General features: G+C 68.6%; 29 protein-coding genes and 1 pseudogene. 12 read left to right on the top strand and 18 right to left on the bottom strand.

Going from position 1 to position 25,441, the window contains the following annotated elements; genetic code table 11:
- Window position 1 precedes the first annotated feature (1 nt).
- Window positions 2-481 (bottom strand): pyridoxamine 5'-phosphate oxidase family protein, encoded by a 480-nt coding sequence (locus tag D0C15_RS17725; RefSeq protein WP_245975915.1) that lies wholly within the window; start codon window positions 479-481, stop codon window positions 2-4.
- Between the two features lie 155 nt (window positions 482-636).
- Between D0C15_RS17725 and D0C15_RS17720 the strand changes: the two genes are divergently transcribed.
- From D0C15_RS17720 to bcp, 3 genes are all read left to right on the top strand, one after another.
- Window positions 637-819, top strand: a complete 183-nt coding sequence (locus tag D0C15_RS17720; RefSeq protein ID WP_116046689.1) for a hypothetical protein — start codon at window positions 637-639, stop codon at window positions 817-819.
- A 215-nt stretch (window positions 820-1,034) separates the two neighbouring features.
- Window positions 1,035-1,574: a hypothetical protein gene (locus D0C15_RS17715; RefSeq protein ID WP_116046687.1), complete on the top strand. Its 540-nt coding sequence runs from the start codon at window positions 1,035-1,037 to the stop codon at window positions 1,572-1,574.
- A 127-nt stretch (window positions 1,575-1,701) separates the two neighbouring features.
- Complete coding sequence (gene bcp, locus D0C15_RS17710) at window positions 1,702-2,181, top strand: thioredoxin-dependent thiol peroxidase (RefSeq protein WP_116046684.1); 480 nt, start codon at window positions 1,702-1,704, stop codon at window positions 2,179-2,181.
- A gap of 90 nt (window positions 2,182-2,271) precedes the next feature.
- Here the strand turns inward: bcp and rdgB are convergent, their stop codons facing one another.
- Together rdgB and rph are read right to left on the bottom strand one after the other, a co-directional pair.
- On the bottom strand, window positions 2,272-2,874 hold the full coding sequence (gene rdgB / locus D0C15_RS17705; RefSeq protein WP_116046681.1) for an RdgB/HAM1 family non-canonical purine NTP pyrophosphatase: 603 nt from the start codon (window positions 2,872-2,874) through the stop codon (window positions 2,272-2,274).
- Window positions 2,871-3,656 carry a ribonuclease PH gene (rph, locus tag D0C15_RS17700; protein ID WP_116046678.1) on the bottom strand — a complete coding sequence of 262 codons (786 nt, stop codon included), beginning with the start codon at window positions 3,654-3,656 and terminating at the stop codon, window positions 2,871-2,873. The genes rdgB and rph overlap by 4 nt, the downstream gene beginning before the upstream one ends.
- A gap of 117 nt (window positions 3,657-3,773) precedes the next feature.
- Here rph and D0C15_RS17695 point away from each other — a divergent pair, with 117 nt between their 5' ends.
- Both D0C15_RS17695 and D0C15_RS17690 read left to right on the top strand, forming a co-directional pair.
- Entirely contained in the window at window positions 3,774-4,610 is an 837-nt protein-coding gene (locus tag D0C15_RS17695; protein WP_245975914.1) for a hypothetical protein, read from the top strand.
- Between the two features lie 101 nt (window positions 4,611-4,711).
- Window positions 4,712-5,692: pseudogene (locus D0C15_RS17690) on the top strand (lysylphosphatidylglycerol synthase transmembrane domain-containing protein); the annotation flags it as partial.
- Between the two features lie 30 nt (window positions 5,693-5,722).
- Here D0C15_RS17690 and D0C15_RS17685 read toward each other — a convergent pair.
- The 10 genes from D0C15_RS17685 to clpS all read right to left on the bottom strand — a co-directional run bounded on the left by D0C15_RS17685 (window position 5,723) and on the right by clpS (window position 12,613).
- A complete protein-coding gene (locus D0C15_RS17685; protein WP_162830115.1) occupies window positions 5,723-6,490 on the bottom strand; it encodes an MBL fold metallo-hydrolase in 768 nt (255 codons plus the stop codon).
- A 114-nt stretch (window positions 6,491-6,604) separates the two neighbouring features.
- The gene (gene rnhA / locus D0C15_RS17680) at window positions 6,605-7,087 is read right to left on the bottom strand and encodes a ribonuclease HI (protein ID WP_211323241.1); all 483 of its coding nucleotides are present in this window, start codon (window positions 7,085-7,087) and stop codon (window positions 6,605-6,607) included.
- Between the two features lie 10 nt (window positions 7,088-7,097).
- Window positions 7,098-7,916 (bottom strand): glutamate racemase, encoded by an 819-nt coding sequence (murI, locus tag D0C15_RS17675; protein WP_116046670.1) that lies wholly within the window; start codon window positions 7,914-7,916, stop codon window positions 7,098-7,100.
- Window positions 7,913-8,563 (bottom strand): rhomboid family intramembrane serine protease, encoded by a 651-nt coding sequence (locus D0C15_RS17670; protein WP_116046760.1) that lies wholly within the window; start codon window positions 8,561-8,563, stop codon window positions 7,913-7,915. Before D0C15_RS17670 ends, murI begins: the two co-directional genes overlap by 4 nt.
- A gap of 63 nt (window positions 8,564-8,626) precedes the next feature.
- Complete coding sequence (locus D0C15_RS17665; RefSeq protein ID WP_116046667.1) at window positions 8,627-9,577, bottom strand: PLP-dependent cysteine synthase family protein; 951 nt, start codon at window positions 9,575-9,577, stop codon at window positions 8,627-8,629.
- 2 nt (window positions 9,578-9,579) lie between these two features.
- A complete protein-coding gene (locus D0C15_RS17660; RefSeq protein WP_116046665.1) occupies window positions 9,580-9,858 on the bottom strand; it encodes a MoaD/ThiS family protein in 279 nt (92 codons plus the stop codon).
- A 77-nt stretch (window positions 9,859-9,935) separates the two neighbouring features.
- Window positions 9,936-10,394, bottom strand: a complete 459-nt coding sequence (locus tag D0C15_RS17655) for a M67 family metallopeptidase (protein ID WP_116046662.1) — start codon at window positions 10,392-10,394, stop codon at window positions 9,936-9,938.
- Window positions 10,395-10,604: 210 nt separating this feature from the next.
- Window positions 10,605-11,618, bottom strand: a complete 1,014-nt coding sequence (locus D0C15_RS17650; RefSeq protein ID WP_211323240.1) for a P1 family peptidase — start codon at window positions 11,616-11,618, stop codon at window positions 10,605-10,607.
- 4 nt (window positions 11,619-11,622) lie between these two features.
- Window positions 11,623-12,180 (bottom strand): DUF2017 domain-containing protein, encoded by a 558-nt coding sequence (locus D0C15_RS17645; RefSeq protein ID WP_116046660.1) that lies wholly within the window; start codon window positions 12,178-12,180, stop codon window positions 11,623-11,625.
- 148 nt (window positions 12,181-12,328) lie between these two features.
- A complete protein-coding gene (gene clpS, locus D0C15_RS17640; protein WP_116046658.1) occupies window positions 12,329-12,613 on the bottom strand; it encodes an ATP-dependent Clp protease adapter ClpS in 285 nt (94 codons plus the stop codon).
- A 72-nt stretch (window positions 12,614-12,685) separates the two neighbouring features.
- Between clpS and D0C15_RS17635 the strand changes: the two genes are divergently transcribed.
- Window positions 12,686-13,999 carry a nicotinate phosphoribosyltransferase gene (locus D0C15_RS17635; protein ID WP_116046656.1) on the top strand — a complete coding sequence of 438 codons (1,314 nt, stop codon included), beginning with the start codon at window positions 12,686-12,688 and terminating at the stop codon, window positions 13,997-13,999.
- A 14-nt stretch (window positions 14,000-14,013) separates the two neighbouring features.
- A complete protein-coding gene (locus D0C15_RS17630; protein WP_116046654.1) occupies window positions 14,014-14,586 on the top strand; it encodes an isochorismatase family protein in 573 nt (190 codons plus the stop codon).
- A gap of 138 nt (window positions 14,587-14,724) precedes the next feature.
- Here D0C15_RS17630 and D0C15_RS17625 read toward each other — a convergent pair whose 3' ends face one another.
- Window positions 14,725-15,390, bottom strand: a complete 666-nt coding sequence (locus D0C15_RS17625) for a hypothetical protein (RefSeq protein WP_116046651.1) — start codon at window positions 15,388-15,390, stop codon at window positions 14,725-14,727.
- 194 nt (window positions 15,391-15,584) lie between these two features.
- Between D0C15_RS17625 and D0C15_RS17620 the strand changes: the two genes are divergently transcribed.
- From D0C15_RS17620 to D0C15_RS17610, 3 genes are all read left to right on the top strand, one after another.
- Entirely contained in the window at window positions 15,585-16,175 is a 591-nt protein-coding gene (locus tag D0C15_RS17620; RefSeq protein WP_116046648.1) for a biotin transporter BioY, read from the top strand.
- A 56-nt stretch (window positions 16,176-16,231) separates the two neighbouring features.
- Window positions 16,232-18,316: an ATP-dependent DNA helicase gene (locus D0C15_RS17615; RefSeq protein WP_116046645.1), complete on the top strand. Its 2,085-nt coding sequence runs from the start codon at window positions 16,232-16,234 to the stop codon at window positions 18,314-18,316.
- Window positions 18,317-18,537: 221 nt separating this feature from the next.
- Window positions 18,538-18,876, top strand: a complete 339-nt coding sequence (locus D0C15_RS17610; protein ID WP_116046643.1) for a hypothetical protein — start codon at window positions 18,538-18,540, stop codon at window positions 18,874-18,876.
- A 127-nt stretch (window positions 18,877-19,003) separates the two neighbouring features.
- Here the strand turns inward: D0C15_RS17610 and D0C15_RS17605 are convergent, their stop codons facing one another.
- The 4 genes from D0C15_RS17605 to D0C15_RS17590 all read right to left on the bottom strand — a co-directional run bounded on the left by D0C15_RS17605 (window position 19,004) and on the right by D0C15_RS17590 (window position 23,968).
- The gene (locus tag D0C15_RS17605) at window positions 19,004-19,759 is read right to left on the bottom strand and encodes a peptidyl-tRNA hydrolase (RefSeq protein WP_211323239.1); all 756 of its coding nucleotides are present in this window, start codon (window positions 19,757-19,759) and stop codon (window positions 19,004-19,006) included.
- Window positions 19,756-20,985 carry a phosphoserine phosphatase SerB gene (gene serB / locus D0C15_RS17600; RefSeq protein ID WP_116046641.1) on the bottom strand — a complete coding sequence of 410 codons (1,230 nt, stop codon included), beginning with the start codon at window positions 20,983-20,985 and terminating at the stop codon, window positions 19,756-19,758. The genes D0C15_RS17605 and serB overlap by 4 nt, the downstream gene beginning before the upstream one ends.
- A complete protein-coding gene (gene ctaD / locus D0C15_RS17595) occupies window positions 20,982-22,781 on the bottom strand; it encodes an aa3-type cytochrome oxidase subunit I (RefSeq protein ID WP_116046638.1) in 1,800 nt (599 codons plus the stop codon). Before ctaD ends, serB begins: the two co-directional genes overlap by 4 nt.
- A 368-nt stretch (window positions 22,782-23,149) precedes the next feature.
- Window positions 23,150-23,968: an SDR family NAD(P)-dependent oxidoreductase gene (locus D0C15_RS17590; RefSeq protein ID WP_116046636.1), complete on the bottom strand. Its 819-nt coding sequence runs from the start codon at window positions 23,966-23,968 to the stop codon at window positions 23,150-23,152.
- 70 nt (window positions 23,969-24,038) lie between these two features.
- On the opposite strand from D0C15_RS17590, the gene D0C15_RS17585 reads away from it, so the two are divergent.
- Together D0C15_RS17585 and D0C15_RS17580 are read left to right on the top strand one after the other, a co-directional pair.
- Window positions 24,039-24,734 carry a TetR/AcrR family transcriptional regulator gene (locus D0C15_RS17585; protein ID WP_162830114.1) on the top strand — a complete coding sequence of 232 codons (696 nt, stop codon included), beginning with the start codon at window positions 24,039-24,041 and terminating at the stop codon, window positions 24,732-24,734.
- 84 nt (window positions 24,735-24,818) lie between these two features.
- Window positions 24,819-25,418 (top strand): TetR/AcrR family transcriptional regulator, encoded by a 600-nt coding sequence (locus tag D0C15_RS17580; protein WP_116046633.1) that lies wholly within the window; start codon window positions 24,819-24,821, stop codon window positions 25,416-25,418.
- Window positions 25,419-25,441 lie beyond the last annotated feature (23 nt).

Below are 25,441 nucleotides of genomic sequence, written 5' to 3'. Positions count from 1 at the left end.
CTCAGCCCTGTTCCAGCATCTTGTGGAAACTCCAGCTCGCGATCTTTCCAGGCGTGATTCGCAGCCACGCGTGCCGCTCGTCGTACGGCAGCTGATCGGCGTCGAAGTACTTGCGGGCGAACAGCCGCTCGGGCTCCTCCAGCTCCGGGCACGGCGCTCCGACGCGGGGCACCTCCCCGACCACCTCCGCCGTGCCGGTGATCTCGATACCGCGCAGTTCGAAGTAGTCGTGGCCGGAATCCATCAGCACCGCGACCCGGGGGTCGCGGGAGAGGTCCACCCAGCGCTGGCTGCCGGTGATCGAGTAGAGCCAGACCGCCTGCTCGTGCCAGACGAACCAGAGTGCGGTCAGGTGCGGGCCCTGGTCGTTGGTGGTCGCCACGCGGCACATCCGCTCCTCCGCGAGGTAGGCGTCCACCTCCTCCGGCGTCATGGCGACCCTGCGGCTGCGGCGTTGTGGCCTCAACTGCTGCTCTGTCACGGTCCGGCTCGCTTCCTGCGCGTACGCGGGTGGCACATTTACCTGCGTCAGTGAACGTAAGTTGTACCACGGGATTTCGTCCCGGACGACCGCCGCAACGCCCCGGTCGTCATGCCCGGCGATATGCTCGACGCGAGACCTCGGAGGTGCCCGCGATGCCGAACCGCATCCCCCTGCGCTGGCTCGCGCAGTGGGCCGACTGGTTCGAAATGCGCGGCGTCTACGTCCCCGGCGAGGACAACCGGACGGTCGACCCGTGGCGGGACTTCGGCTGGCTCATCGTCGCCTGGCTCACCGCACTCGGCACCTTCATCCTGTTCTTCGCCCTCGCCACCTGAACGTAGCCCGGCTACAGCGCCGCGCGCCGGCACGATGGTGACTGCTGTCACCCGCCGTGCTTCGACGATCACGGATGGGACACGGGCGTACACCAGCTCCGCTTCAACCCCCCGATGCTCCTCGCGTCCGCGCGCGATGGAGGCCAGAGTGGAGCGGGCACGGCGATTACCGCCACCGAATGGACGAAATGACCTACAGCAGATGGAGTAGTCGAGTGGCTCCTGCGCGGACGCGGGGCTTTGCGCTGGCGGTGTGCGTGCTGTTCACGCTCACCGCTTGCGGAACAACCACCGGCGCCTCCAGCACAACCACGACCGCCAACGAGTCGGTGGTGGCCGAAGAGCGGTCGATCAAATCCGAACAAGCACTCCCGTTCGGCGACGACTTCCAGTTCCAGTCGGGGATCACCGTCGCGGTGACCGCACCGAAGACCTTCACACCGAGCGAGACGGCCTATCCACAGTCACCCCGCGCGGTCGCGTTCGACATATCCATCTTCAACGGCAGCAACCGGCCCTACCGGCTGTCCGATCTCGGCGTGACCGCGACCGTCGCGAGCAGCCCCGCCAAGCAGGTCATGGACGCCACCCAGGGATTCAACGGCATCGTCAACGCCGACCGGGACGTCCCGCCACGGGGCAACGTCCGCCTCACACTGGCCTTCGCCATCCCAGCCAAACCGGCCCCCCTCAGCCTCGAACTACGCCCAGACCGCGCCATAGACGCCACCGCCGTCTACACAGGCTCCGTCTGAGTTCGCAGTTCCCGGGGCCCGAGTTTGCAGATCCGGGGCCCGAGTTGGCAGATCCCGGGACAGAGTCGGCAGATCCCGGGACAGAGTCGGCACTTCGTGCGGCGTAACCGATCGCTAGGCTGGCCGCATGACCGAGCAGAAGCGACTTTCCCCCGGCGACAAGGCTCCCGACTTCACCCTGACCGACAGCACGGGCGCGACCGTCTCCCTGTCCGACTACCGGGGTAAGTCCGTCGTCGTCTACTTCTACCCGGCCGCGGGCACCCCTGGCTGCACGAAGCAGGCGTGCGACTTCCGGGACAACCTGGGCGAGCTGGACGGCGCCGGATACCAGGTGCTTGGCATCTCCCCGGACAAGCCCGAGAAGCTGGCGAAGTTCGTCGAGGCCGAACAGCTGACGTTCCCGCTACTGGCGGATCCGGACAAGACCGTTCTCACCGAGTGGGGCGCGTTCGGCGAGAAAAAGAACTACGGACGCGTCGTGCAGGGCGTCATCCGGTCGACGTTCGTGGTGGACCCCGAGGGCAAGATCACCGAGGCCCGATACAACGTGAAGGCCACCGGTCACGTCGCGAAGCTGCTGCGCGAGCTCGACATCGCGGCCTGAGCGGCCCTGCCGGAGCGGCTGTTGGTAGCGGTTTGCGCGGTCGTTGATCTTGCTTGGTGGTACTTGCAGACGCTCCAAGTGCCCGCTGGGTCAGGAGGCGAGGGCTCGCAGGTGCGGGAGGATCGCTCGGAGGGCTCGGCCTCGGTGGGAGGCCGCGTCCTTTTCCGCCGGGTCCAGCTCGGCTGAGGTTCGGGACTCGCCCTCGGGGACGAAAATCGGGTCGTAACCGAAGCCGTGCACGCCCTTGCGCTGCCGGATCAGCGTGCCGCGCCACTCGCCGCGCACCACCGTCTCCGCGCCGCCTGGCACCACGAGCGCCGCCGCGCAGACGAAACCCGCGCCCCTGCGCTCGTCCGGGGTGTCGGCCAGCTGCCCGAGCACCAGATCCAGATTCGCCTCGTCGTCGCCGTGCCTTCCGGCCCAGCGTGCGGAGAGCACACCGGGCATCCCGTTCAGGGCGTCCACGGCGAGACCGGAGTCGTCGGCCACGGCAGGCAGTCCTGTCGCGGCAGCGGCGTCCCGCGCCTTGGCCAGTGCGTTCTCCTCGAAGGTCGCGCCGGTTTCCGGAGCCTCAGGGAACTCTTCGACATCGGCGAGGCCGAGCACCTCGACACCAGCCACTCCCTCGGCGGCGAGGATTCGGCGGAGTTCGCCGAGCTTCTTCGCGTTGCGCGTGGCCAGCAGCAGCTTCACTTGGCGCCCTTCGACTTCTTCTCCTTGCCCGGCTTCGGCTCGGGCAGCTCACCGGGGTACGGCAGCGCCAGTGCCTCGGCCTGCTTGCGAGACAGCTCCGCGCAGCCTGCCAGCGCCACGTCCAACATCTTGTCCAAAGTGGACCTCGTGAACGTCGCGCCCTCACCGGTGCCCTGCACCTCGATGAGCGTCCCGACGTCGGTGGCGACCACGTTCGTGTCGACCTCCGCGCGCGAATCCTCCTCGAAGGGCAGGTCCAGCCGCACCCGGCCGTCCACGACACCCACGCTGATCGCCGAAACGGCGGCGGACAACGGCTGCGGATCCGCGAGCCTGCCCGCGGCACCCAGCCAGGTGATGGCGTCGGCCAGTGCGACATAGCCGCCGGTGATCGCCGCGGTGCGCGTGCCGCCGTCCGCCTGGATGACGTCGCAGTCGATGACGATCGTGTTCTCACCAAGGGCGGCAAGGTCGATGCACGCACGCAGGGAACGGCCGATCAGCCTGCTGATCTCGTGGGTACGGCCGCCGATCTTCCCCTTGACCGACTCGCGACTGCTCCGCGTGTTGGTGGCCGAGGGCAGCATCGCGTATTCGGCCGTGACCCAGCCCAGTCCGGAGCCGGCACGCCAGCGCGGGACCCCCTCGGTCACACTCGCCGCACACAACACCCTGGTGTCACCGAACTCGATGAGCACCGAGCCCGCGGGCCAGCGCTGGAATCCCCGAGTGATCTTGACTTCGCGGAGCTGGTCGTCGGTCCTGCCGTCTTTTCTCACCACGGGTGCACTCTAGATCCCCGCCGTCCTGCCCCGCCGCCCCGGTTCGGGCCTCGCACTTTCCCGGGAAAGTGCGAGGCCCGATAGGATCCGCGCGATCACCGTCACTGGGGAGTCTCGATGCACCGGATCCGTGCCGCCGTCGCCGCGCTGCTGACCACCGCGCTCTGCCTCACGCTGAGCCCCGCCGTCGTACTGGCGCAGGAACACCGGGGGCCTGCGGACTGCGCTGCCGCACTGGATTGCACGGCAGCCGACATCGACCTGATGTCGATGGACGAACGGCTCGCCTTCGTCCGCGCGATGTCCAGCGGCCCGGCCGCCGAGATCGTCCCCGGCTACCTGCCCCGCTGGCGCAACATCGAAGGCATCATCACGTTCTTCCGTGATCGGGAGATGGGTGCGCCGGGCACGTGGGTCTCGCATGTGGACGCCGGCATCGTCGAGGGCATCGAACGCGGCATCGCCCTGGCCCTCGGACGTGCAGGCGGCACCTTCGGCAATCCGGGGTCGCAGCTGTGGGCCGACTACCTGACGGCACTGCGTGACGGCGACCTGCGCGCCCGCTCCACCCACGACAGGGCCTGGAGCGTCGCCGAGCAGGCTTCCACCGAGCACGGCGTGCTGCTGGCCGAGCGGGTCCACGGCGTCTCGCCGACCGGGGTAGAGCAACGGTTCTTCGCCTACTCCGAGTTCTACCGCTGGATGCTGCGCAACCGGCCCGCACCGCTGGACCTCGTCGCACCCCCGGTCGGACCCGGCGAGCAGCCCCAGATCGCCTTCCACGACTGGTTCACCGACGTCACCAACGCCACCCCCAGTTACCGCGGCGCCGTGCTGGCCTATGACCTCGCCGAGTTCGACGCACCCGGCGGCGCGTTGAGCCTGGTCGCGCTGATGCACGCCTACGCCCGAGAACTGGCCGACGACCATCTGACCTACCTCGCCGCGAGCTGACGTCCACGCCCTGACGTCCACGCCACATTTTTTCAACGCTCGTTGACTAAATCCCCCTGCGGCTCGCATAACTCATCGTGAGATGAATTGGGGGTACGTCGATGACCACCGTGCTCACCCGACGCAGAGTCGTTCAACTGGTCGGCACCCTCGCCGTGCTCGCCCTCGTGGTGCTGACCCTGCGCGACCGGTTTCCCTCCCCCTCGGACGTCGGCCGGGCCCTCACCTCGGCGGACCACCGCTGGCTGCTCGCCGCCGGTATCGCCGAGTTCGTCTCCATGGCGATGTTCGCCCGTCAGCAGCGCAGGCTGCTGACGGCGTTCGGCGTCACCATTCCCCGGCACAGGGCGCTGGCGCTGGCCTACAGCCGCTCGGCGATCTCCATCAGCCTGCCCGCGGGCTCCGCGGTGTCCGCGGCGTACGCCTTCCGGGAGTTCCGGGCAGGCGGCGCCGACCGCGCGGCAGCCACAGCCGTGATGGTGCTCTCCGGCGTGCTGTCGCTGCTCGGTCTCGCACTGCTGTACGGCACCGGGGCCCTGACGGCCGCACTGCTCCGGCTGTCCGCCGCGTGGAACGCCCATCCCGCGCTCACGATCGCGTCGGCGGCGCTGCTCACCGCAATCACCGTCTTCGCGGTCAGGCGGCTGGCCGCCACTCGCCGCAGGCACCCCGTCGCCGGACCCGCGACCGTCCGGCTACCCCGGATGTGGCCGTGGCTGGCGGTGGTGGTCCGGCCCGCGGTCGAGGCGGCCGTCAACTCCCGTGCCGTCGCCCCCCGGCACTGGCTGCTCGCACTCGCGGCGGCGATCGGGAACTGGCTGACCGAACTGGCCTGCCTGTACGCGGCGGTCAGGGCGTTCGGAATCGAGATCGGCCCGCTCGAACTCGCGACCATCTACCTGACCGTGCAGATCGTGCGACAGATTCCGCTGACACCAGGGGGAATCGGCGTGATCGAGATCAGTCTGCTCGCTGGTCTGGCCGCAGCGGGGGCCACCGGGTCACCTGCCGCGGCAGCGGTACTGACCTACCGGCTGCTGTCGTGCTGGCTGATCATCCCGGTGGGCCTGCTCGCCTGGCTGGTGCTGCGCCGGACCGGACGGAGCCGCCGCTCAGATCTCGTAGACCGCGCCCTGCCGGACGAGTTCGGCGTCGGGGAAGACTTCCCTGGCCTCGGCGAGCACGGCGTCGTGATCGGTCCAGGGGGCCACGTGGGTGAGCAGCAGCCTGCCCGCACCCGCCCGGACGGCGAGCTCCCCCGCCTGCCTGCCTGACAGGTGCACGCCGGGAGGCCGATCCGGCGCGTCGGTCCACGACGCCTCGGACAGCAACACATCGACACCGGTGGTCAAATCGTCCAACGCGGCACACGGGCCGGTGTCCCCCGTGTAAGCGATGGTCGCGGTGGGCGAACTGATCCGCATCCCCCACGCCTCGGTCGGATGGTCCATCGGGAACGAGGTGACCTCGAACGGTCCGATCGGCACCATTCCGGCTTTCAGCGTGTGGAATTCGTAGACGTCGGCGAGATCGGTCCGCACCCGTTCGCTCTCGTGCGGGGCGTAGGCGTTGGCCAGGCGAGCCGGTGTCTCCGCCGGGCCGTAGAGCGGCAGCCTGCGCGGGCGCACCGCGTACGGCGGGTCGGGGTGGTAGCGGCGGAAGACGGTCAGCGCGCTGACATCGGCACAGTGATCGGGATGCAGGTGCGACAGGACGAGAGCGTCCAGGTCGAACGGGCTGCGCAGGCCCTGCAACTCGGCCAGTGTGCCGTTTCCGAGTTCGAGCCCGAGCACGAAGCCGTCGGCTTCGATCACGTAGCCCGACGCCGCCGTGTTCGGGCCGGGGAAGCTGCCCGCGCAGCCGAGAATCGTCAGTCGCACGCTCGACACCCTATGCAAGAAATCCCCGTCGCACCCCACGACGGGAGCGAGGCCACGAAACTCGGCCCTGGCGCGGCCTTGCCCCAAGATCATTCCGCACCAGCCTCCGGTGGCTCACCGAGAAGGTTGAATCACGACCCTTCCGGTGATCTCCTCCAGTCCCCTGACGGCCAGCCGGTCCGCCCGCTCGTTCTCCGGGTGCCCCGCGTGGCCCTTGACCCATAGCCACTCCACCTGGTGCCGTGCGGCAGCCGCCTCGAGGCGCTGCCACAGGTCGGCGTTCTTGACCGGGGTCCTGCCCGCGGTCTGCCAGCCGTTCTTCTTCCAGTTGGCCACCCACTTGGTGATGCCATTGCGCACGTAGGTGCTGTCGGTGTAAAGCCGCACGACCACCGGGCGCTTCAGGCTTTCCAGTGCCTGGATCGGCGCACTCAACTCCATACGGTTGTTGGTCGTCTCGCCGGCTTCCCCGCCGTAGATCTCCTTCTCGTGCGTGCCGTAACGCAGCACCGCTCCCCAGCCGCCGGGGCCCGGATTGGGACTGCACGCGCCATCGGTGTAGATCTGCACGATCTGCCCCGGCTCCTGTTCTGTCACGCCGGACACCTTAGAGCGTCGAGGCCGCCGCGCCGGTGACCAGTAGCGCTCCCGGTGCGAACCCCATGAACCGATGTGCGAGCCGGGTGAACGGTTCGGGCGAACCGGTGGCCACGAACTCGTGTCGGGGCGCGGAGCCGGGCTCGGCGAGCAGGTCGAGTTCGGTGAGCACCCGGACCAGGTCCTTCGCCGTCTCCTCCGCGCTGGACACCAGCGTCACCTCCTGGCCCATGACGATCTGCAGGACCCCGGTGAGCAGCGGGTAGTGCGTACAGCCGAGCACCAGCGTGTCCACCTCGGCACGCAACAGCGGCTCCAGGTAGCCCTGCGCCAGTCCGAGCACCTGCCTGCCCGAGGTGCTGCCGCGCTCCACGAAGTCCACGAATCTCGGACAGGCCACGCTGCTCAGTTGTACGTCGGGGGCGGCGGCAACGGCGTCGTCGTAGGCACGGGAACGCACGGTGCCCTCGGTGCCGATCAGGCCGATACGACCCGAACGAGTGGCTGACACCGCCCTGCGCGCGGCGGGCAGCACCACCTCGACCACCGGCACGTCGTAGCGTTCGCGCGCGTCGCGAAGGCAGGCCGCGGACGCCGTGTTGCAAGCGATGACCAGTGCTTTGACTCCGCCGTCGACCAGCTCGTCCAGTGCGGCGAGCGCCAGCTCACGTGCCCTGGCGATGGGCAGCGGGCCGTAGGGGTTGTTGGCGGTGTCGCCGACGTAGCGCAGTCGCTCGGCGGGGAGCTGGTCGACGATCGCGCGGGCGACCGTCAGGCCGCCGACGCCGGAGTCGAACACGCCGATCGGTGCGTCCGAAGCTGCAGTCACATCCCGAGGTTATCCGGATGCGCGGCTCCGCCTGGTGGCGACGCCTTCTTCCGGCGCCCCGCCCGCCCGACGACCCAGGCGGCAAGGATGCCCGCGAGTGCCCCGAAGAGGTGGCCCTGCCAGGAGATGCTCGGGTTACTGGGCAGCACACCCCAGAGCATGCCGCCCCAGATGAACAGCAGCATGCCGGCCAGCAGCAGTTGGCTACCACTGCGGTTGAAGATGCCCCGGACCAGCAGGAACGCGAGCCAGCCGAACGCGAGCCCGGACGCGCCGACCGTATAGGTGCTCGGCTCGGCCACCAGCCATACGCCAGCTCCGCCGAGGATCCAGATCGTGGCCGTGACGACGATCCACTGACCGAGACCGCCCGCCATGGTGAGGAACGCGAACACCAGAACGGGGATGGTGTTGCTCAGCAGGTGACCCCAGCTCCCGTGCAGCACGGGAGCCCAGAGAATCCCGTCCAACCCGTCCACCGACCGCGGCGCGATGCCCCCGCGGTCGAGCTCGGCAGGCAGAACGGTGTCGACCAGCTCCACCAGGTACAGCAGCAAGGTGAAGGCGATCGCGACCGCGCCGGCCGACTTGGGGTCGGCGGGAAGGATTCGCTTGGCCGACGCGGGATGGGCTGGCTGTCCAGACATCATGCTCACGTCCTCCAGGCTACGGCCGCCCCGGCGTCGGCACCTCGGGCATTCTCCCTGAGATCAGGCCCAGAGCTGGCCGTCGAGGCGCTCGGCGGCCTCGTCGAGCGAGCCGCTGTAGGCACCGGTGGAAAGGTACTTCCAGCCCGCGTCGGCGACGACGAACGCGACGTCGGCCTGCTCGCCCCTGGCCGCGGCCTTCTCCGCCACCGCGAGTGCCGCGTGCAGCACCGCACCGGTGGAGATGCCCGCGAAGATACCCTCGTTCTCCAGCAGCTCCCTGGTCCGGCGCAGTGCGTCGTAGGCGCCGACCGAGTAGCGGCCGTTGAGCACGTCCGGGTCGTACAACTCCGGCACGAACCCCTCGTCGAGGTTGCGCAGTCCGTAGACCAGCTCGCCGTAGCGCGGTTCGGCCGCGATGATCTGCACGTCCGGCTTCTGCTCGTGCAGGTAGCGGCCCACGCCGACCAGCGTGCCGGTGGTACCGAGCCCGCCGACGAAATGCGTCACCGTCGGCAGGTCCTTCAGCAGCTCGGGTCCGGTGCCGGAGTAGTGCGCCTCGGCGTTGGCCGGGTTCCCGTACTGGTAGAGCATCACCCAGTCCGGGTTCGCCTCGGCCAGCTCCTTGGCGCGGCGCACGGCCTCGTTCGACCCGCCCGCGGCGGGCGAGTAGACGATCCGGGCGCCGTAGGCCTGCAGCAGCTGCTTGCGCTCGGCCGAGGTGTTCTCCGGCATCACGCAGACCAGCCCGTAGCCCTTGAGCTTCGCGGCCATGGCCAGCGAGATCCCGGTGTTGCCGGAGGTCGGCTCCAGGATCGTGGACCCCTTGTTGAGCCTGCCCTCGGACTCGGCGGCCTCGATCATCGCCAGCGCGGGCCGGTCCTTGATCGACCCCGTGGGATTGCGGTCCTCGAGCTTCGCCCACAGGCGCACATCCGGCGAGGGGGACAACCGCGGCAGACCCACCAGCGGGGTGCCGCCGAGTGTGTCGAGGAGCGACTCGTAGCGGGCCACGGTTAGCGTGCGCCGCCTGCGACCGCGGGCAGGATGGTCAGCGAGTCGCCGTCCTTGACCTCGGCCTCGAGTCCGCCGGCGAAGCGCACATCCTCGTCGTTGACGTAGATGTTGACGAAGCGGTGCAGCTTCTCGTCCTTGACCAGGCGGTCCTTGAGTCCACCGTGCTTCGCCTCGATGTCGTCGATCACCTCGAGGACGGTCTTGCCGGCCGCCTCGACGGACTTCTCGCCGCCGGTGTGCGTACGCAGGATGGTGGGGATGGAAACGGTGACGGCCATGGATAACCTCCGCTGGTTCGGGCCTGGTTCTGCTCAGGGCTGACGTTCGGGCGCACGGGAGTATTCCCGGACGTGACTCACCGATCAGGTGCGTCGTCGTTGCCGGTGTTGGCGAACATGTACGACTCGACGACCTCGACGGGCTCCTCGGTGACCACTCCGTCCACGATCCGGTAGGAGCGGAACTCGTGCTCCTCGGGCTCACGGGTGGAGACGAGCACGTAGTGCGCGAACGGTTCGGAGGCGTAGGAGATGTCGGTGCGCGACGGGTAGGCCTCGGTCGCGGTATGCGAGTGGTAGATCACCACCGGGACCTCGTCGTTGGCGTCCATCTCCCGGTAGAGCCGGAGCAGGTCCCCGGAGTCGAACTCGTAGAACGTCGGCGAGCGCGCCGCGTTCAGCATCGGGATGAACCGCTCCGGCCGGTCGCTGCCGTCGGGACCGGCGATCACCCCGCACGCCTCATCGGGATGGTCCCGGCGGGCGTGGGCGACGATCTCGTCGACAAGGTCACGGCGGATACGAAGCACGCCCATATCCTACTTGGTGGAAACCGATGGTCCACAGGGTGAGAACCACCACTCAGCCTGTCTGAGAACTCGGGTCCGCGATCGAGTCGCCAGGGCTCTGACTCCCAGCAGCTCTCCGGTTCTGCTGCTCGACGCCCTGCCGCCTCGATAGCGGGACTTCGTCAGCCGAGTTCCACAAATCACCATGACCTCGCAATCCGCCGTTCTCAGATGTCCTCAGCCTGACACGAAAGCCTCCGGCCACAGATCGCGATAAGCCGGGAGGCCCGCGACGGCCGTCGCGGTCAGCAGACCCCGCACCATCGACCGCGCGAACACCCGCGCGGCGGCCGAGCACAGCGCGTCCAACGCACCTGCCCTGGACATCTCGCCGATCGGCCCGCTCGCCTCCGGTAGCTCCCGCGCCCCTGTGGCCAGCGCGAACACGGTGTCCCCGTCGAACATGGTGTGCGCGGGACGCACCGAGCGGGCGAGGCCGTCCTGCGCGGCGACCGCAAGCCGCCTGCACTCGGCCTTGGACAGCGCGGCATCGACAGCGACGACGCCGATCGTGGTGTTCAGGTCGGTAGCCAGGGTTTTCGGCCGCTCGGCAGGCCGGTTCGGCCACCGCACCCCGAACTCGCCGTCCACCTCGTGATCCGCCGCGAACGGCAGACCGGTGTCGTAGCTGACGGCTTCACCGGAGGCGTTCACAGCGGCCAGCGCGCCCACGGTGAACCCGTCGACGACCTCACTCGCGGTCCCGATCCCGCCCTTGAGCGAGCCGACCTGCGCCCCGGCGCCCGCCCCGACCGTTCCCTCCACCACGGGCCCGCTTCCGGCAGCGGCGCAGGCCGCGTAACCGAAACTCGGGTCGGGCCGGTTGCCCCAGTCGCTGCGCGGGAGGTCGAACAGCACCGCTGCGGGCACGATCGGCACCACCTCGTGCGGCTGTGCGCCCACCCGGAAACCCAGGTCACGTTCGCCGAGCCAGCGCATGACCCCGTCGGCGGCGGCGAGACCGTAGGCACTGCCACCGGACAGGCAGACGGCGTTGACCCGCTGCACCAGGTTCTCCGGCTCCAGCAGGTTGGTCTCTCGGGTCCCCGGAGCGCCCCCACGCTGGTCGACGGCACCGGTCGCGGTGTCCGGCACCAGGACCACGGTGGTGCCGGTCGCCCAGCCGTCCCCGACGCGCTCGTACGTGCCGACGAGCACACCAGGTACGTCCGTGATCGCGTTGTGGACCACGTAACTACTCCGCCAGCGCCTGCACCAGCGTCTCCTGCACCCAGGTGAGCCAGTGGTAGACACCGAGATGCGGGGCGCGCGGATCGTCCTCGGGCAGTTCGTCCGGCATGTCCTCGCTGACGTCGAGCGCGGTACCCAGCGCCAGCCGGACGTCGTTGATCGCCGACAGCCAGGCGTCGGCCTGCTCCAGGGTCAGCTTCACGTCACCGCCGTCGGGCGGGAGGGACCCCAGCACCACCGTGGCGACACCGACCTTCGCCTCGAGCACCTCCGGCTCGTGCAACGAGCGCAACGCCGCGGCGGAGTCGAGGTCCTCCTTGCTCGGGTTGTCGGGGTCCAGCCTGTGGAAGTCCGGCAGCAGCCGGGACAGCACGGGGTCGTTGGGCGACTCAGACGGTCCGGTGCGGATGCCGGTCAGCTCGGCCAGCTCGTCCTGCGGTGCTTCGTCGGACCGAGCGCGCAACATGTCCTCGAGCTGGCTCACCAGCCCACGGATCACCGCGGCTTCCTGCTGCTCGAACCCGGCGACCACCTTGGCACCCTTGCGGCGCCAGCCCTTCATATCGCCGCCTCCGCTGAGACAAGTACGTCGGCGGTCATATCGCCGCCTCCGCTGAGGTAAACACGTCGGCGGTCATATCGCCGCCTCCGCTGAGATAAACACGTCGGCGGTCATATCGCCGCCTCCGCTGAGACAAATACGTCGGCGGTCATGGTTGCTCCATGGTGGCCCAGAGCCCCGCCGCATGCAGCCTCGCCACATCACCCTCCACTTTTTCCTTGCTGCCGGAGGACACCGTGGCCTTACCCTTGTGATGCACGTCGAGCATCAGCTTCGTGGCGTGATCGCGGCTGTAGCCGAAGAGCTTCTGAAAGACGTACGTCACGTACGACATCAGGTTCACCGGATCGTTCCAGACGATGGTCTGCCACGGTCTGTCCTCGGCACCTTGTTCGGCGCCGATTGTTTGTCCGGCCTCGACAGGCGTGGTCATGTCCCCATGGTGTCACGGCCCGCATCCGGTGTGGGCGAGTAGGGCGGCCGTGTGGGTGAATAGGGTGGCGGTATGGCATCCGAGACTGGTGCGGGACCGAGTACGGCGCTGCTCACCGATCACTACGAGCTGACCATGCTGGGCAGTGCCCTGGCCGACGGCACAGGCAATCGGCGGTGTGTCTTCGAGGTCTTCGCGCGGCGCCTTCCCGGCGGCCGCCGATACGGCGTGGTGGCGGGCACCGCGCGGGTACTTGAAGCGATCGCGGACTTCCGGTTCACCGAGGCCGAACTCGCCCAACTGGAGTCCACCGCCGTGGTGGACGACGCGACCCTCTCGTGGCTGGCCGATTACACCTTCTCGGGCGACATCGAGGGCTATCCGGAAGGGGAGCTCTACTTCCCCGGCTCCCCGATCCTGACTGTCCGGGGGACGTTCGCGGAAGCCGTCATCCTGGAGACGCTGGTGCTCTCGATCCTCAACCACGACAGCGCCATCGCCTCGGCCGCGGCGCGGATGAGCGGAGCCGCCAACGGCAGGCCGATCATCGAGATGGGCGGCAGGCGCACCCACGAGTACGCGGCCGTCGCCGCCGCACGCGCCGCCTACCTGGCCGGCTTCGCGACCACGTCGAACCTGGAGGCGGGCAGGCGGTACGGCATCACCACCCGTGGCACCGTCGCGCACGCCTTCATGCTGCTGCACGACAACGAGGAACAAGCTTTCCGCGCACAGATCGCCAAGATGGGGACGGATACCACCCTGTTGGTCGACACCTACGACATCACCGCGGGCATCGAGACCGCGGTGCGTGTCGCCGGGCCGGAACTCGGCGCGATTCGCATCGACTCCGGGGATGTGGGGCCACTGGCCCGCAGGGCCCGCGAGCAGCTCGACCGTCTCGGCGCGAAAGACACCCGGATCGTGGTGTCCGGTGACCTGGACGAGCACGCGATCGCCGCGCTGCGCGCCGAGCCGGTGGACGCGTACGGGGTGGGCACGTCGGTGGTCACCGGTTCCGGTGCGCCGACCGCGGGCATGGTCTACAAGCTGGTCGAGGTCGAGGGGCGGCCGGTGGAGAAGCGCAGTACCCACAAGGAGTCGCGGGGCGGGCGCAAGTCGGCCGTGCGGCGGCACCGCGAGACGGGCACCGCGCTGGAGGAGGTCATCTACCAGGCCGACACCGTCCCGGAACTGGGCGAGCACGATCGTGTTCTGCAGATTCCGCTCGTGCGGGGTGGACAGGTGACCGGCGAACTGCCCACCCTGGAAGACAGCAGGCAACTGCTGCGCCGGGGACTGGTCAGTCTTCCGTGGGAGGGATTGAAGCTCTCCCACGGCGAGCCGGCCATCCCGACGATGTTCGTCTCCGGCGAGAAGGCCTGACCCAGGAGGTTGTCATGGGCAACGCACTGATCGTGGTGGACGTGCAGAACGATTTCTGCGAGGGCGGCGCATTGGCCGTCGCCGGTGGAGCAGCGGTGGCGACGGCCATTTCCGAATACCTGGCGGGCAGCAATCACGACCACGTGTTGGCCACCCGCGACTACCACATCGATCCGGGCGCCCATTTCAGTGACAACCCGGATTTCGTCCGGTCCTGGCCGAGGCACTGCGTCGCGGGAACGGCGGGCGCATCGTTTCATCCCGAACTCGACGTCGGCCCGGTGTCGAGGGTGTTCTCCAAGGGCCAGTACAGCGACGGCTACTCCGGATTCGAGGGCAGTACCGGATCCGGCGAACAGCTCGCCGACTGGCTGCGCGAGCATGGGGTGGACCGGGTGGATGTCGTCGGAATCGCCACGGACCACTGCGTCCGGGCGACCGCACTGGACGCGGCACGCGCCGGATTCGACGTCCGCGTCCTGCTCGACCTCACCGCGGGCGTCTCCCGCTCCACAGTGGACCCCGCACTCGACGAACTCCGAGCCGCGGGAGTCGAACTCGAAGGTGCACCCGCCGTAGCTGGTTAGGAGCGTCTGCAAGTACGCCCAAGCAAGATCAAGAGCGTCGCTAACCGCTACCAAGTCCCCGGCGACTTGGTAGCGGTTAGCGCATAAACGATCTTGCTTGGGCGTACTTGCAGGCGCACCAAGGGCCGGGGACGGGCGTCAGGCGCCGTACGGGTCACAACTGGCGCTGCCGACGACGATGTCGCCGCTGGCGGGGCCGCCTTCCGGGAACAGCGTGATGCGCAGGGCGTTCGTCGTGAGACTGCCGTCCGCAGGCGTCGGCACGTCCAGTTCGTTGAGCACGAGCCGAGCCATCGGCGGATCGCCCTGTGCCCGGCCGGGGATCAGGATCGTGTGGTTCGACTGGATCTCCCTCGGCACGGAGAACCCGGAAGCACCGCTCAACTCGATGTACCCGCTGCTGCCGTTGGCCGTCGTGTTGCATCGGGCGGAGAACGTCCGCACCCGCAGCGTGGGCCCGCCGAACTGGCGCAGCACACTGGTCTCGAACCGCTGTCCGGACGCACTCGCGGACGCCCTGCCGTCGGCGTCGCGCGCACATTCGGTCGTCCCCCTGCCGAACTTGGTCTTCGTACCCGCATACCCGCCCGTCGTGCTGTTGGACTGCTTGCCGTCCACCTCGCAGACGGCGATGGGCGCGGCGTGCGCGGGCTGCCCGGACACGACGATGTCGGCACTGCCCACCGACGCCGACGCCACGGCGACAACCGGTGCGGCCTCGGCGGGAACCGCCGTCGCGAGCAGTCCGCCCGCCAGTGCGACCGTGACCGCACTCCGGTTGATCTTCGACCTGACGTTCGACATCGTCTCTCCTTGCCCGCTGCTGGTGCTTCTGCCCCTTCGACATCGGCGGATGAAGTCCTTGGCGTGACCGGCAGCGGCCCCTGCCACCCGGTCGTGTGGATTCACGGGCGTGAGAAACCTGACTCGAGCGGGGTGCGAAAGCCGATCACGCGCTACTTTGCGGACAGTTTGCGCGCACCAATCAGGAGGTCTTCGTGTCTTCGCTGTCCATCGCCAGCCGCAAACCGGTACTGGCGGATCTCGTTCCCGGCGCACTCGTGCGTGACCTCACGCTGGTTGTGGGCGGCGCCGCCTTCACCGGGCTCGCCGCGCAGGTCGTGTTCCCCATCCCGGGCAGCCCCGTGCCGATGACCGGGCAGACTTTCGCCGCCCTGCTGGTGGGCACCGCACTCGGCTGGCAGCGCGGCGGTGCGGCCTTGCTGCTGTACCTGCTCGCGGGCGCGGCCGGTGTCCCCTGGTTCAACAACGGCACCTCGGGTCTGTTCGGCGCGAGCGCCGGCTACATCGTCGGGTTCGTCCTCGCCGCCACCCTCGTGGGCGCGCTGGCAGCCAGGGGCGGAGACCGCACGCCGGTACGGATGGCGGGCACGATGCTCCTCGGCAACCTGGCGATCTACGCGGTCGGGCTGCCATGGCTGATGGCCTCGGCCGGCTTCGATCTGAGTACCGGACTGGCGAAGGGGGTCGTGCCCTTCCTGCTCGGCGACGCCATGAAGATCGCACTCGCGGCGGGCCTGCTGCCCGCGGCGTGGGCGCTGGTCAGGCGGATCCGCAAGGAATCCTGACCGGCGCGGGCAGCCTGGCCCGTTCCTGACGGTGGTGCGCGGTAACGTCTCTCCCCGTGCCCGAGCTACCCAGAACCCGTCTTCCCGGTGTCGGGGAATTGCTGACGCACGCGGTCGAGGCCGTGGGCGGCACCGAACGGACGGGCCAGGTCGAGATGGCGGAGGCCGTTGGCAAGGCGATCCGCACCGGTGAGCACCTCGCTGTACAGGCAGGTACCGGTACCGGGAAGTCACTGGCCTACCTCGTACCCGCGATCCGGCACGCGGTGGAGCGGGAGGCCACGGTCGTGGTCTCCACGGCGACGATCGCGCTGCAGCGCCAACTCGTCGATCGGGACCTGCCCCGGCTCGCCAAGGCGCTGAAGAAGCCACTGGGGCGCGAACCGACGTTCGCGATCCTCAAAGGCAGGCGGAACTACCTTTGCCTGCACCGGCTTGACAGCGGCGCGCCCGAAGAACCCGAGGACGCCGCGCTGTTCGACCCGTTCGCGGTGTCGCGTATGGGCAAAGAGGTCAAGCGCCTGCACGAATGGTCCTCGGACACCGAGACCGGCGATCGTGACGAGCTGGTGCCCGGGGTGTCGGATCAGGCCTGGCGTCAGGTCTCGGTGACGGCCAAGGAGTGTCTCGGCGCCGCCCGCTGCCCGATCGGCACCGACTGTTTCGCCGAGCAGGCAAGGGCGGAGGCCGGGCGGGCGGACGTCGTGGTCACCAACCACGCATTGCTGGCAATCGACGCGCTGCAGGGCTACCAGGTGCTGCCCGAGCACGATCTGGTGATCATCGACGAGGCACACGAACTCGTGGACCGGGTCACCTCCGTCGCCACAGCCGAACTCACCAGCGCGATGATCACGGCGGCCACCCGCCGCTGCGGCAAGCTGATCGACGCCGACGTCGCCGACCGGCTGCTGGAGGCCGGTGACGGTCTCGCCCTGGTGCTGGACGATCTTCGTCCCGGACGGATGGACGCCCTGCCCCAGCCGTTGCAGGGCGCACTCCCCGCAGTTCGCGATGCGGCGCACGGCTGCCTAAGCATGCTGGGCTCGGAGCGCAAGGAGGAACTCGAGGAGGCCACGGCCCGGAAGCTGGCCCGAACCCTGCTCGAGGAGGTGCACGACACCGCCGTCCGCCTGCTGGAGGCGTTCGAGCCGGACCAGGCGCACCAGCGGGACGTGGTCTGGCTCAGCGGTGACCAGTTCTCGGCGAACCCGCGCCCGCCCGCGCTGCACGTGGCTCCGCTGGCCGTGGCCGGATTGCTGCGCGAGCGCGTATTCGCCCTGAACACCACGGTTCTCACCTCGGCCACCCTGACGTTGGGGGGCACATTCGACACGCTCGCGCGGCAGTGGGGGCTACCGCCGCTGGCCTCGGTCAAGGAGAGTTCACCCGGCACCGCGGCCACAGCGAAGAAACCGTCGGGAACCGCGACCGAGAAGGCCCCACCCGCGGACGATGACGAGCTGCGGTGGACCGGGATCGACGTCGGCTCACCGTTCGACCACAAGCGCAATGGGATCCTGTACGTCGCAAGGCACCTGCCGCCTCCTGGGCGCGACGGCCTCGGCGGGGCCACCCTCGACGAGATCGCCGAGCTGATCGAGGCGGCCGGTGGCCGAACCCTCGGATTGTTCTCCTCGATGCGCGCGGCGAAGCAGGCCACAGAGGAACTTCGGGACCGAGTGGAACACCCGATTCTGTGCCAGGGCGAGGACTCGACCTCGCTGCTGGTGCGTAAGTTCGCCGAAGACGTACGTACCTGTCTGTTCGGCACGCTGTCGCTCTGGCAGGGCGTGGACGTACCTGGGCCGTCGCTCCAGCTCGTGCTGGTCGACCGGCTGCCGTTCCCCCGGCCCGACGACCCGGTTTCCTCGGCGCGACAGCGCGCGGTGGAAGCCAGGGGTGGCAACGGTTTCCTCACGGTGTCGGCCACCCACGCCGCACTCCTGCTGGCCCAGGGCACCGGCCGCCTGCACCGCTCCGTCGACGACAAGGGCGTGGTCGCGGTACTGGACTCCCGCCTGGCCACCGCACGCTACGGCGGTTTTCTGCGCGCCTCGCTGCCCCCGTTCTGGCCCACGTCGGATCCCCAGGTCGCCAGGGACGCACTACGCAGACTCGATGCCGCGGCCCCAGCCTGAACTTGCTCGGCAGACCGGACTACCGTGGACAAAACGCAAGGAGAGTGATGTCGAGCCCGCGAACGTCCCCCTGCCGCTATCGCCCCCCGATCGCGGCGCGCGTCCCGGCCCTGTACTGACCGTCGCACGAGCGCGACGCCATTTTTCCCTGCACAAGCGCGCACCCCGTCGACGCGATAGCGGGTGTGTGAATCTCGATCCGAACACCGAGGGAGAACCTGTTGTCCCAGGACCCAGCCAACGCACACTCCCGGGCCGTCCGCGTCGACGACACCGGGGTCCGCCGCAAGTTGGCCGACGGGAGCGAGGAGTCCGTCACCTGGTCGGAGCTGTCCGCGGTGGTGATCAGAGTGATCCCTGAGGGACCGTGGAAAGAGGATGTGTTCTTCATGCTGGCCGGTTCCGGCGGCGCGGGCACGGCAGTCCCGAGCGGCGATCCCGCCGCCGACGCCCTGCTGGAGCGGCTCCAGGGCCTGCCCGGCTTCGACCACGAGAAGTTCGTCGAGGCGATGACCACCGACGCCGACGAGGCCTACGTAGTCTGGACCGCCGCTTCCTGAGCCGCCCGCCACCCGCCCCACGACGAGCCTGCGGTAGTTCCCCAATGTGGCATTCGGGAACTTCAACGTCCCCAATGTGGCATTCGGGAACTACTCGGGTGCGTGCGACGCGGGGCGTGTTGTCCGGTCAGCGCCAGTGGGCCAGCACGGTGACGGTGCCCGGGTCCACCTCGGTGAAGCCGGCGTCCCGTACGGCGATCACCTGACGCTCGCGCCAGGCGTGCTCGGGGTCTTCCCCCGGGTGCAGGTCACGCCATTCGGCGGAGGTCGCCGTGCGCACCGCGCAGCGGTACCCCTGCGCCTCCCAGCCTGCCAGCTGCCCCGGGTCGAGCAATGCGGCCAGAATCATCGTCGCGTGTCCCACCTGGGCGGCGGCCTTGCCGACGGTCATCGTCACCGCCGGATTCAGCAGCAGCAACGGCACGGCCTCCGGCGGCGGACCAGGCTCGTCCGCGGGCAGCTCGCTGCCGGAGATCTGCAGCCTGGCGATCTCCTTCGGCGTCTCCGACACCAGCCCGGGCAGCAACGCCCGCGCCTGTGCCCCGTCCACCGTGATCGTCACACCAGGCAGGTCCTGTACGGCCTTCCAGTGGGCACCCCGGGCGCGGCGAGCGACCTTGCGGATCCGGCCGTCGATCCAGGCACTGACCGGCTCGTGCCACTCACCCTCCGGCTCGGATCGCGGGTCGAGGCATACCGCGAGCGCCGCAGCGGCCGCCGCCTCCAGCAACGGGGTACGGCCGGGCGGATCCCCGCGTTCGATCCGCAGGACCACGGGCATCGCCCGGACCTGACCTGGATCCTCGTCAGAGGTGTCGGCGGTGTCCTCCGCGGACAGGCCGAGCCAGGACGCGTAGCGGGCGGCCAGCGGTTGCAGGCTCACGGCCGTTGCAGCTCGAGACCGTCGGCCGCATCGGCGGCCTCGACCTCGGCACGAGTGACTCCCAGCACGAACAGCACCGCATCGAGATAGGGGTGCGACAACGCGGTGTCGGCAACCTCGCGCAACGCGGGTTTGGCATTGAAGGCGACGCCCATGCCTGCGGCGGCGAGCATGTCGATGTCGTTGGCGCCATCGCCCACGGCGACGCACTGCGCGAGCGGGATGCCGAAGTCGGCCGCGAACCGGCGCAGAGCAACGGCCTTGCCCGCCCGATCGACGACTTCACCGACCACGCGCCCGGTGAGTTTGCCGTCCACCACTTCCAGATCGTTGGCCGCGGCGAAGTCCAGCCCCAGATCGTCGACCAGACGATTGATGATCCTGGTGAAGCCACCGGAGACCACACCGCAACGGAATCCCAGGCGCTTCAGCGTTCGCACCGTGGTTCGGGCGCCTGGTGTGAGCTCCAGCGAATCGGCGACCTCGTCGAGCATCGCCTCCGGCAGCCCTTCGAGCAGCGCCACCCGTTGTTCCAGCGATTCGGTGAAGTTCAGCTCGCCGCGCATCGCGGCCTCGGTGATCTTCCGGATCTCCGGCTCCACACCCGCGTGCCCGCCGAGCATCTCGATGACCTCGCCCTGCACCAGGGTCGAGTCCACGTCGAAGACCACCAGCCGCTTCGCCCGGCGTGCCAGTCCTGCCCGCTCGACGGCCACGTCCAGACCGACTTTCGACGCCGCGTCCGCGATCACGGCGCGCAGCTCCTCGTCGGCGGTGTCGGTGTCCTTCGCGACCGAGACGTAGATCTCCAGGCCGGTGACCGGGTAGTCCGCGACGCTGCGGATCGAGTCGATGTTCGCGTCGACCCCGGCGAGCCTGCGTGCCACCTCGGTGAACGCACGCGCGGTGAGCGGGCGACCGAGCACCACCAGTACGTGGCTGGAACCCTGTTTCCCCGGCGCGAACGGATCGTCGCCGATGGCCGACCCGATACGCACGTCGACGTGCATACCGACGGTGGCCATCGCCTGCTCGACGGCCTCCTGCAGCGCCTCGGGATCATGCTCGACGGCGACGAGCACACCCAGCACCAGCTGTCCCCTGATAACCACCTGCTCGACGTCGAGGACATCGACGCCGTGCCGGGTCAGCGCGGCGAACAGCACCGAGGAGACCCCGGGCTTGTCCGGGCCGGTCGTGGAGATGAGGACGGGCGTCGTGCTCACTTCTGGTCCGAGCCGCCCTCGCTGGCGTTGTCGTGGTCGTGGTCGCCGGGAATGACGGCTTCCGTCAACTGCTCCGAAGGAGCTCGTCGCGCCTCCGTGTGGGTGAGCGGCTTACCCGTGAAGCTGATGTGCCCCTCGGATCCGAGGCGCTCCACCATGTGCGGGTAGTGCAGCTCGAAGGCGGGCCGCTCGGACCGGATCCGGGGCAGCTCGGTGAAGTTGTGCCGCGGCGGCGGGCAGGAGGTCGCCCACTCGAGCGAGTTGCCGTAACCCCACGGGTCGTCCACCGTGACTACCTCGCCGTAGCGGTAGCTCTTGAAGATGTTCCAGATGAACGGCAGCGTCGACGCGCCGAGAATGTAGGCGCCGATCGTGGAGATCGTGTTAAGTGTCGTGAAGCCGTCGCTGGCCAGGTAGTCGGCGTACCGCCGCGGCATGCCCTCGTTGCCCAGCCAGTGCTGCACGAGGAAGGTGCCGTGGAAGCCGATGAACGTGGTCCAGAAGTGCAGCTTGCCCAGTGGCTCGTCCAGCATCCGCCCGGTGATCTTCGGGAACCAGAAGTAGATCCCGGCGAAGGTCGCGAACACGATCGTGCCGTAGAGCACGTAGTGGAAGTGCGCCACCACGAAGTAGCTGTCGGACACGTGGAAGTCGATGGCGGGCGCGGCGAGCAGGATGCCGGTGAGGCCACCGAAGAGGAAGGTGACGAGGAAGCCGATCGAGAAGATCATCGGCGTCTCGAAGCTGAGCTGCCCCTTCCACATCGTGCCGATCCAGTTGAAGAACTTCACGCCGGTCGGCACCGCGATCAGGAAGGTCATGAAGGCGAAGAACGGCAGCAGCACGGCGCCGGTCGCATACATGTGGTGCGCCCAGACCGCGACCGACAGCGCCGCGATGGCGAGGGTCGCCCAGACCAGGCCCTTGTAACCGAAGATCGGCTTGCGGCTGAACACCGGGAAGATCTCCGACACGATGCCGAAGAACGGCAGCGCCACGATGTAGACCTCGGGGTGGCCGAAGAACCAGAACAGGTGCTGCCACAGGATCACCCCACCGTTGGCAGGGTCGAACACGTGGGCACCGAGGTGCCGGTCCGCGAGCAGGCCGAGCAGGGCCGCGGTGAGGATGGGGAACGCCAGCAGCACCAGAAGGCTGGTCACCAGGATGTTCCAGGTGAAGATCGGCATCCGGTACATCGTCATTCCGGGAGCGCGGAGGCAGACCACCGTGGTGATCATGTTGACCGCACCGAGAATGGTGCCGAGACCGGACACCGCGAGTCCGGTGATCCACAGGTCCGCACCGACACCCGGCGAGTGGATCGCGTCGGACAGTGGGGTGTAGGCGAACCAGCCGAAGTCGGCCGCACCACCGGGGGTGAGGAAGCCGGAGACGACGATCAGCCCACCGAAGAGGTACAGCCAGTAGGAGAACGCGTTCAGCCTCGGGAACGCGACGTCCGGCGACCCGATCTGCAGCGGCAGGATGAAGTTCGCGAAGCCGAACAAGATCGGCGTCGCGTACAGCAGCAGCATGATCGTGCCGTGCATGGTGAAGAGCTGGTTGTACTGCTCCGCCGAAAGGAACTGCTGTCCCGGACGGGCCAACTCGGTGCGAATCAGCATCGCCATCGCGCCGCCCACCATGAAGAAGGCGAACGACGTGACGAGATACATGATGCCGATTTGCTTGTGGTCCGTCGTGCGGAACAGCCGCAGCAGGTACGAACCCTTGACCGGATCGTGCGCCGGATACGGACGCGTGGCGATCGGCTTGGGGGCTACGGCCGTCACTCCTGCCTCCTGCAGTCAACCTTGTGGTGGTCACCGTTCGTGCCGCCGGGAACATGGCCTGATCCGGCGACTAGGGGGATCGTAGCCCTCGACCATTCGCGTCGTTCGCACCGCCTGGCACGACCACCCCGCAACGGATGGTTTCTCCACGTCGGCGGTGCCGGCGGCCGCACGCGAAGGGACGGGGCCGGGGTTACCGGCGAGTCACCCCAGCGTGCGGGAGAACCGGTCGAACATGCTGGTAGGGCTGGAATCCGTGGTCGGAACGTGGCCCAGGCCACCTCCGCGCGTGACCGGGCACAGGCGGCACGCGTGATCGGGAAAGTGGCGCTCGCCTCATTTCTGACGATGCGGGCTCGTCCCCCGGATCAGGGCAGGATGCGCTTGCCCGCGAGAGCGACCATGCGTTGGTAACCGGCGCCGAACAACCGCGGAAGGGCGTCGATGACGTAGGCGTCCGGTCCGATCAGGATCCGGGGCCGCTCGCGCTCGACACCGCGCAGAATCGTCCTGGCCGCGGCCTCGGGGCTGGTGCGGGCGATCCGTTCGAAGAGGCGGGCGGCTCGATCCGCGTCGGCCCCTTCGAGACCACGGGCGTCCCTGGCGATGTTGGTCCTGATCCCACCGGGATGCACACAGCTGACCCGTACAGGGCGACACTCCATCAGCATCTCCTGCCGCAACGCCTCGGTGAAGCCGCGCACCGCGAACTTGGCGGCGTTGTAGGCGCTCTGAGTGGGCACCCCGATGAAGCCGAACACGCTGGAGACGTTGACCAGATGGCCGTCCCCGGACGCGATCAGGTGCGGCAGGAAGGCCTTGGTCCCGTGCACGACTCCACCCAGATTGATCCCCATCAACCAGTCGAACTCCGCCCAGTCCATCTCCTCGACCGTGGCCGTGAGGGCGACTCCCGCGTTGTTCACGACCAGGTTCACCTGGCCGAAATCACCTGCGACCTGCTCGGCGTGCGCGAGCACAGCGGTCCGATCTGCGACATCCAACACATACGACCGCGTCTCGGCTCCGGCCTTCTCGCACAATGCCGCGGTATCGGCGACGCGCGCCGAGTCGACGTCGGAAACGGCGAGGCGAGCGCCACGACCCGCGAGATCGAGCGCGAGGGCCCTGCCGATTCCCGAACCGGCGCCCGTGATCACCGCGACCTTGCCACCGAAGTCCTTCATTCGACTGCCTCACTTCCACACCGGATATGGCGTACCGCCAGTATCTGTTACTTCGAGTACTATCCAGTTCGTGGATGAGGGTGTCAACCATCGGGACGGCCGGACCGAACGCTGGCGACAGCACCGGCTCACGCGGCGCAAGGAGTTCGTGGACGCCGCATTCCGTGCACTGGACCGCCATGGCCCCGAAGTCGCCATGGCGGACATCGCTCGCGAGGCCGGAGTGGCGAAACCACGGCTGTACCGGCATTTCACCGACAAGGCCGACCTGTTCGTCGCCGTCGCCGAACATGCGTCGGAACTGGTGTGGGAGCGACTCAGGCCAGCGTTGAGCGAGCCCGCGCCGGTACGCGACCGGGTTCGCCAGTGTGTCCAGGCCTACTTCGCCGCGGTCGCCGAGCATCCGAACGTGTTCCGGATGGTCGGCGACCGGCGGTTCCTGGCGGCCAACCGGCCGGACCCCGTCGCGGTCGGCAACACGGCGATGGCTGGTCTGATCGCCGCGGTCTTCGACCAGTACCTGCGCGCCCACGATGCGCGCTCCACCGGAACGCTTCCCTGGGCACACGGGCTCGTGGGCTCGGTCGAGGCAGCCACTCGCTGGTGGCTTGTGGACGGCACCCTCGATCGGGAGACGATCGTCGAGCACGTGAGCGTGCTGGTCTGGGGCGCGATGGAGGCCGTGCTGAGTTCGGCGGGAGTGCTGGTTGATCCGGAGCAGCCACTCGATCTCGACCTAGACCTCGACGCGCTGCCACGACTCTGACCTGATGCGGCGCGAACGGCGGATCGCGTCGAACAACGGCCAAACCGCCGGTATCCGGATACCGGCGCCGCTTACAGTACGTCCATGGCACGTCTCACCCGCGCGGAAAGCCAGGCCCGCACCAGACAACAGCTGGTCGACACCGCACGGGAACTCTTCCTGCGCGACGGCTATTCAGCGACTTCTCTGGAGAAGGTGGCAGACGTCGCCGGGTACTCCAAGGGAGCCGTGTACTCGAACTTCAAGAACAAGGACGAGTTGTGCCTCGCGGTGCTCGACACCATTCACGAGCAGCAGGCGGCCTCCATGGCCGAATCGCTCGTGGCGGCCGATTCGATGGAGGGCATGCTCGCCGCGTTCCAGGAGTGGGCCGAGCGCAGTATCGGCGACGAGGCGTGGACGGCGCTCGAGGTGGAGTTCGCCACCAATGCTCGTCGCGATCAGCACATCCGCGCGGAACTCGCCAAGCGGGACAGAACCATCCGCGATCTGATCTCCGGGCTGCTGACGGCGCATGCCGAGCGCTTCGACATCCCGTTGCCGATGCCTGCGGACGACTGCGCCACCGCCCTACTCAGCCTGGGCATCGGGCTCGGCGTGCAGCGGGCCATCGACCCGGACATCCCGGTGCGCGTGCTGCCCGAGGTCATCCGGCTGTTCGCGGGCTCGTCGCAGGTGAGGTGAAACTCGTTCGACAGCGTCGCGAG

Source organism: Amycolatopsis palatopharyngis, assembly GCF_003385185.1.
GTDB classification, from domain to species: Bacteria; Actinomycetota; Actinomycetes; order Mycobacteriales; family Pseudonocardiaceae; genus Amycolatopsis; species Amycolatopsis palatopharyngis.
Note: the sequence above shows the minus strand (reverse complement) of the source record. Positions and strands in the feature narration are given on the sequence as shown.

Excerpts from the sequence above, each read along its gene's own strand:
- D0C15_RS17720 (WP_116046689.1), top strand. The coding sequence starts at position 637 with ATGCCGAACCGCATCCCCCTGCGCTGGCTCGCGCAGTGGGCCGACTGG.
- bcp (WP_116046684.1), top strand. The coding sequence starts at position 1,702 with ATGACCGAGCAGAAGCGACTTTCCCCCGGCGACAAGGCTCCCGACTTC.
- D0C15_RS17695 (WP_245975914.1), top strand. The coding sequence starts at position 3,774 with ATGCACCGGATCCGTGCCGCCGTCGCCGCGCTGCTGACCACCGCGCTC.
- D0C15_RS17670 (WP_116046760.1), bottom strand. The coding sequence starts at position 8,563 with ATGTCTGGACAGCCAGCCCATCCCGCGTCGGCCAAGCGAATCCTTCCC.
- D0C15_RS17660 (WP_116046665.1), bottom strand. The coding sequence starts at position 9,858 with ATGGCCGTCACCGTTTCCATCCCCACCATCCTGCGTACGCACACCGGC.
- D0C15_RS17655 (WP_116046662.1), bottom strand. The coding sequence starts at position 10,394 with ATGGGCGTGCTTCGTATCCGCCGTGACCTTGTCGACGAGATCGTCGCC.
- D0C15_RS17645 (WP_116046660.1), bottom strand. The coding sequence starts at position 12,180 with ATGAAGGGCTGGCGCCGCAAGGGTGCCAAGGTGGTCGCCGGGTTCGAG.
- clpS (WP_116046658.1), bottom strand. The coding sequence starts at position 12,613 with ATGACCACGCCTGTCGAGGCCGGACAAACAATCGGCGCCGAACAAGGT.
- D0C15_RS17635 (WP_116046656.1), top strand. The coding sequence starts at position 12,686 with ATGGCATCCGAGACTGGTGCGGGACCGAGTACGGCGCTGCTCACCGAT.
- D0C15_RS17630 (WP_116046654.1), top strand. The coding sequence starts at position 14,014 with ATGGGCAACGCACTGATCGTGGTGGACGTGCAGAACGATTTCTGCGAG.
- D0C15_RS17625 (WP_116046651.1), bottom strand. The coding sequence starts at position 15,390 with ATGTCGAACGTCAGGTCGAAGATCAACCGGAGTGCGGTCACGGTCGCA.
- D0C15_RS17590 (WP_116046636.1), bottom strand. The coding sequence starts at position 23,968 with ATGAAGGACTTCGGTGGCAAGGTCGCGGTGATCACGGGCGCCGGTTCG.
- D0C15_RS17580 (WP_116046633.1), top strand. The coding sequence starts at position 24,819 with ATGGCACGTCTCACCCGCGCGGAAAGCCAGGCCCGCACCAGACAACAG.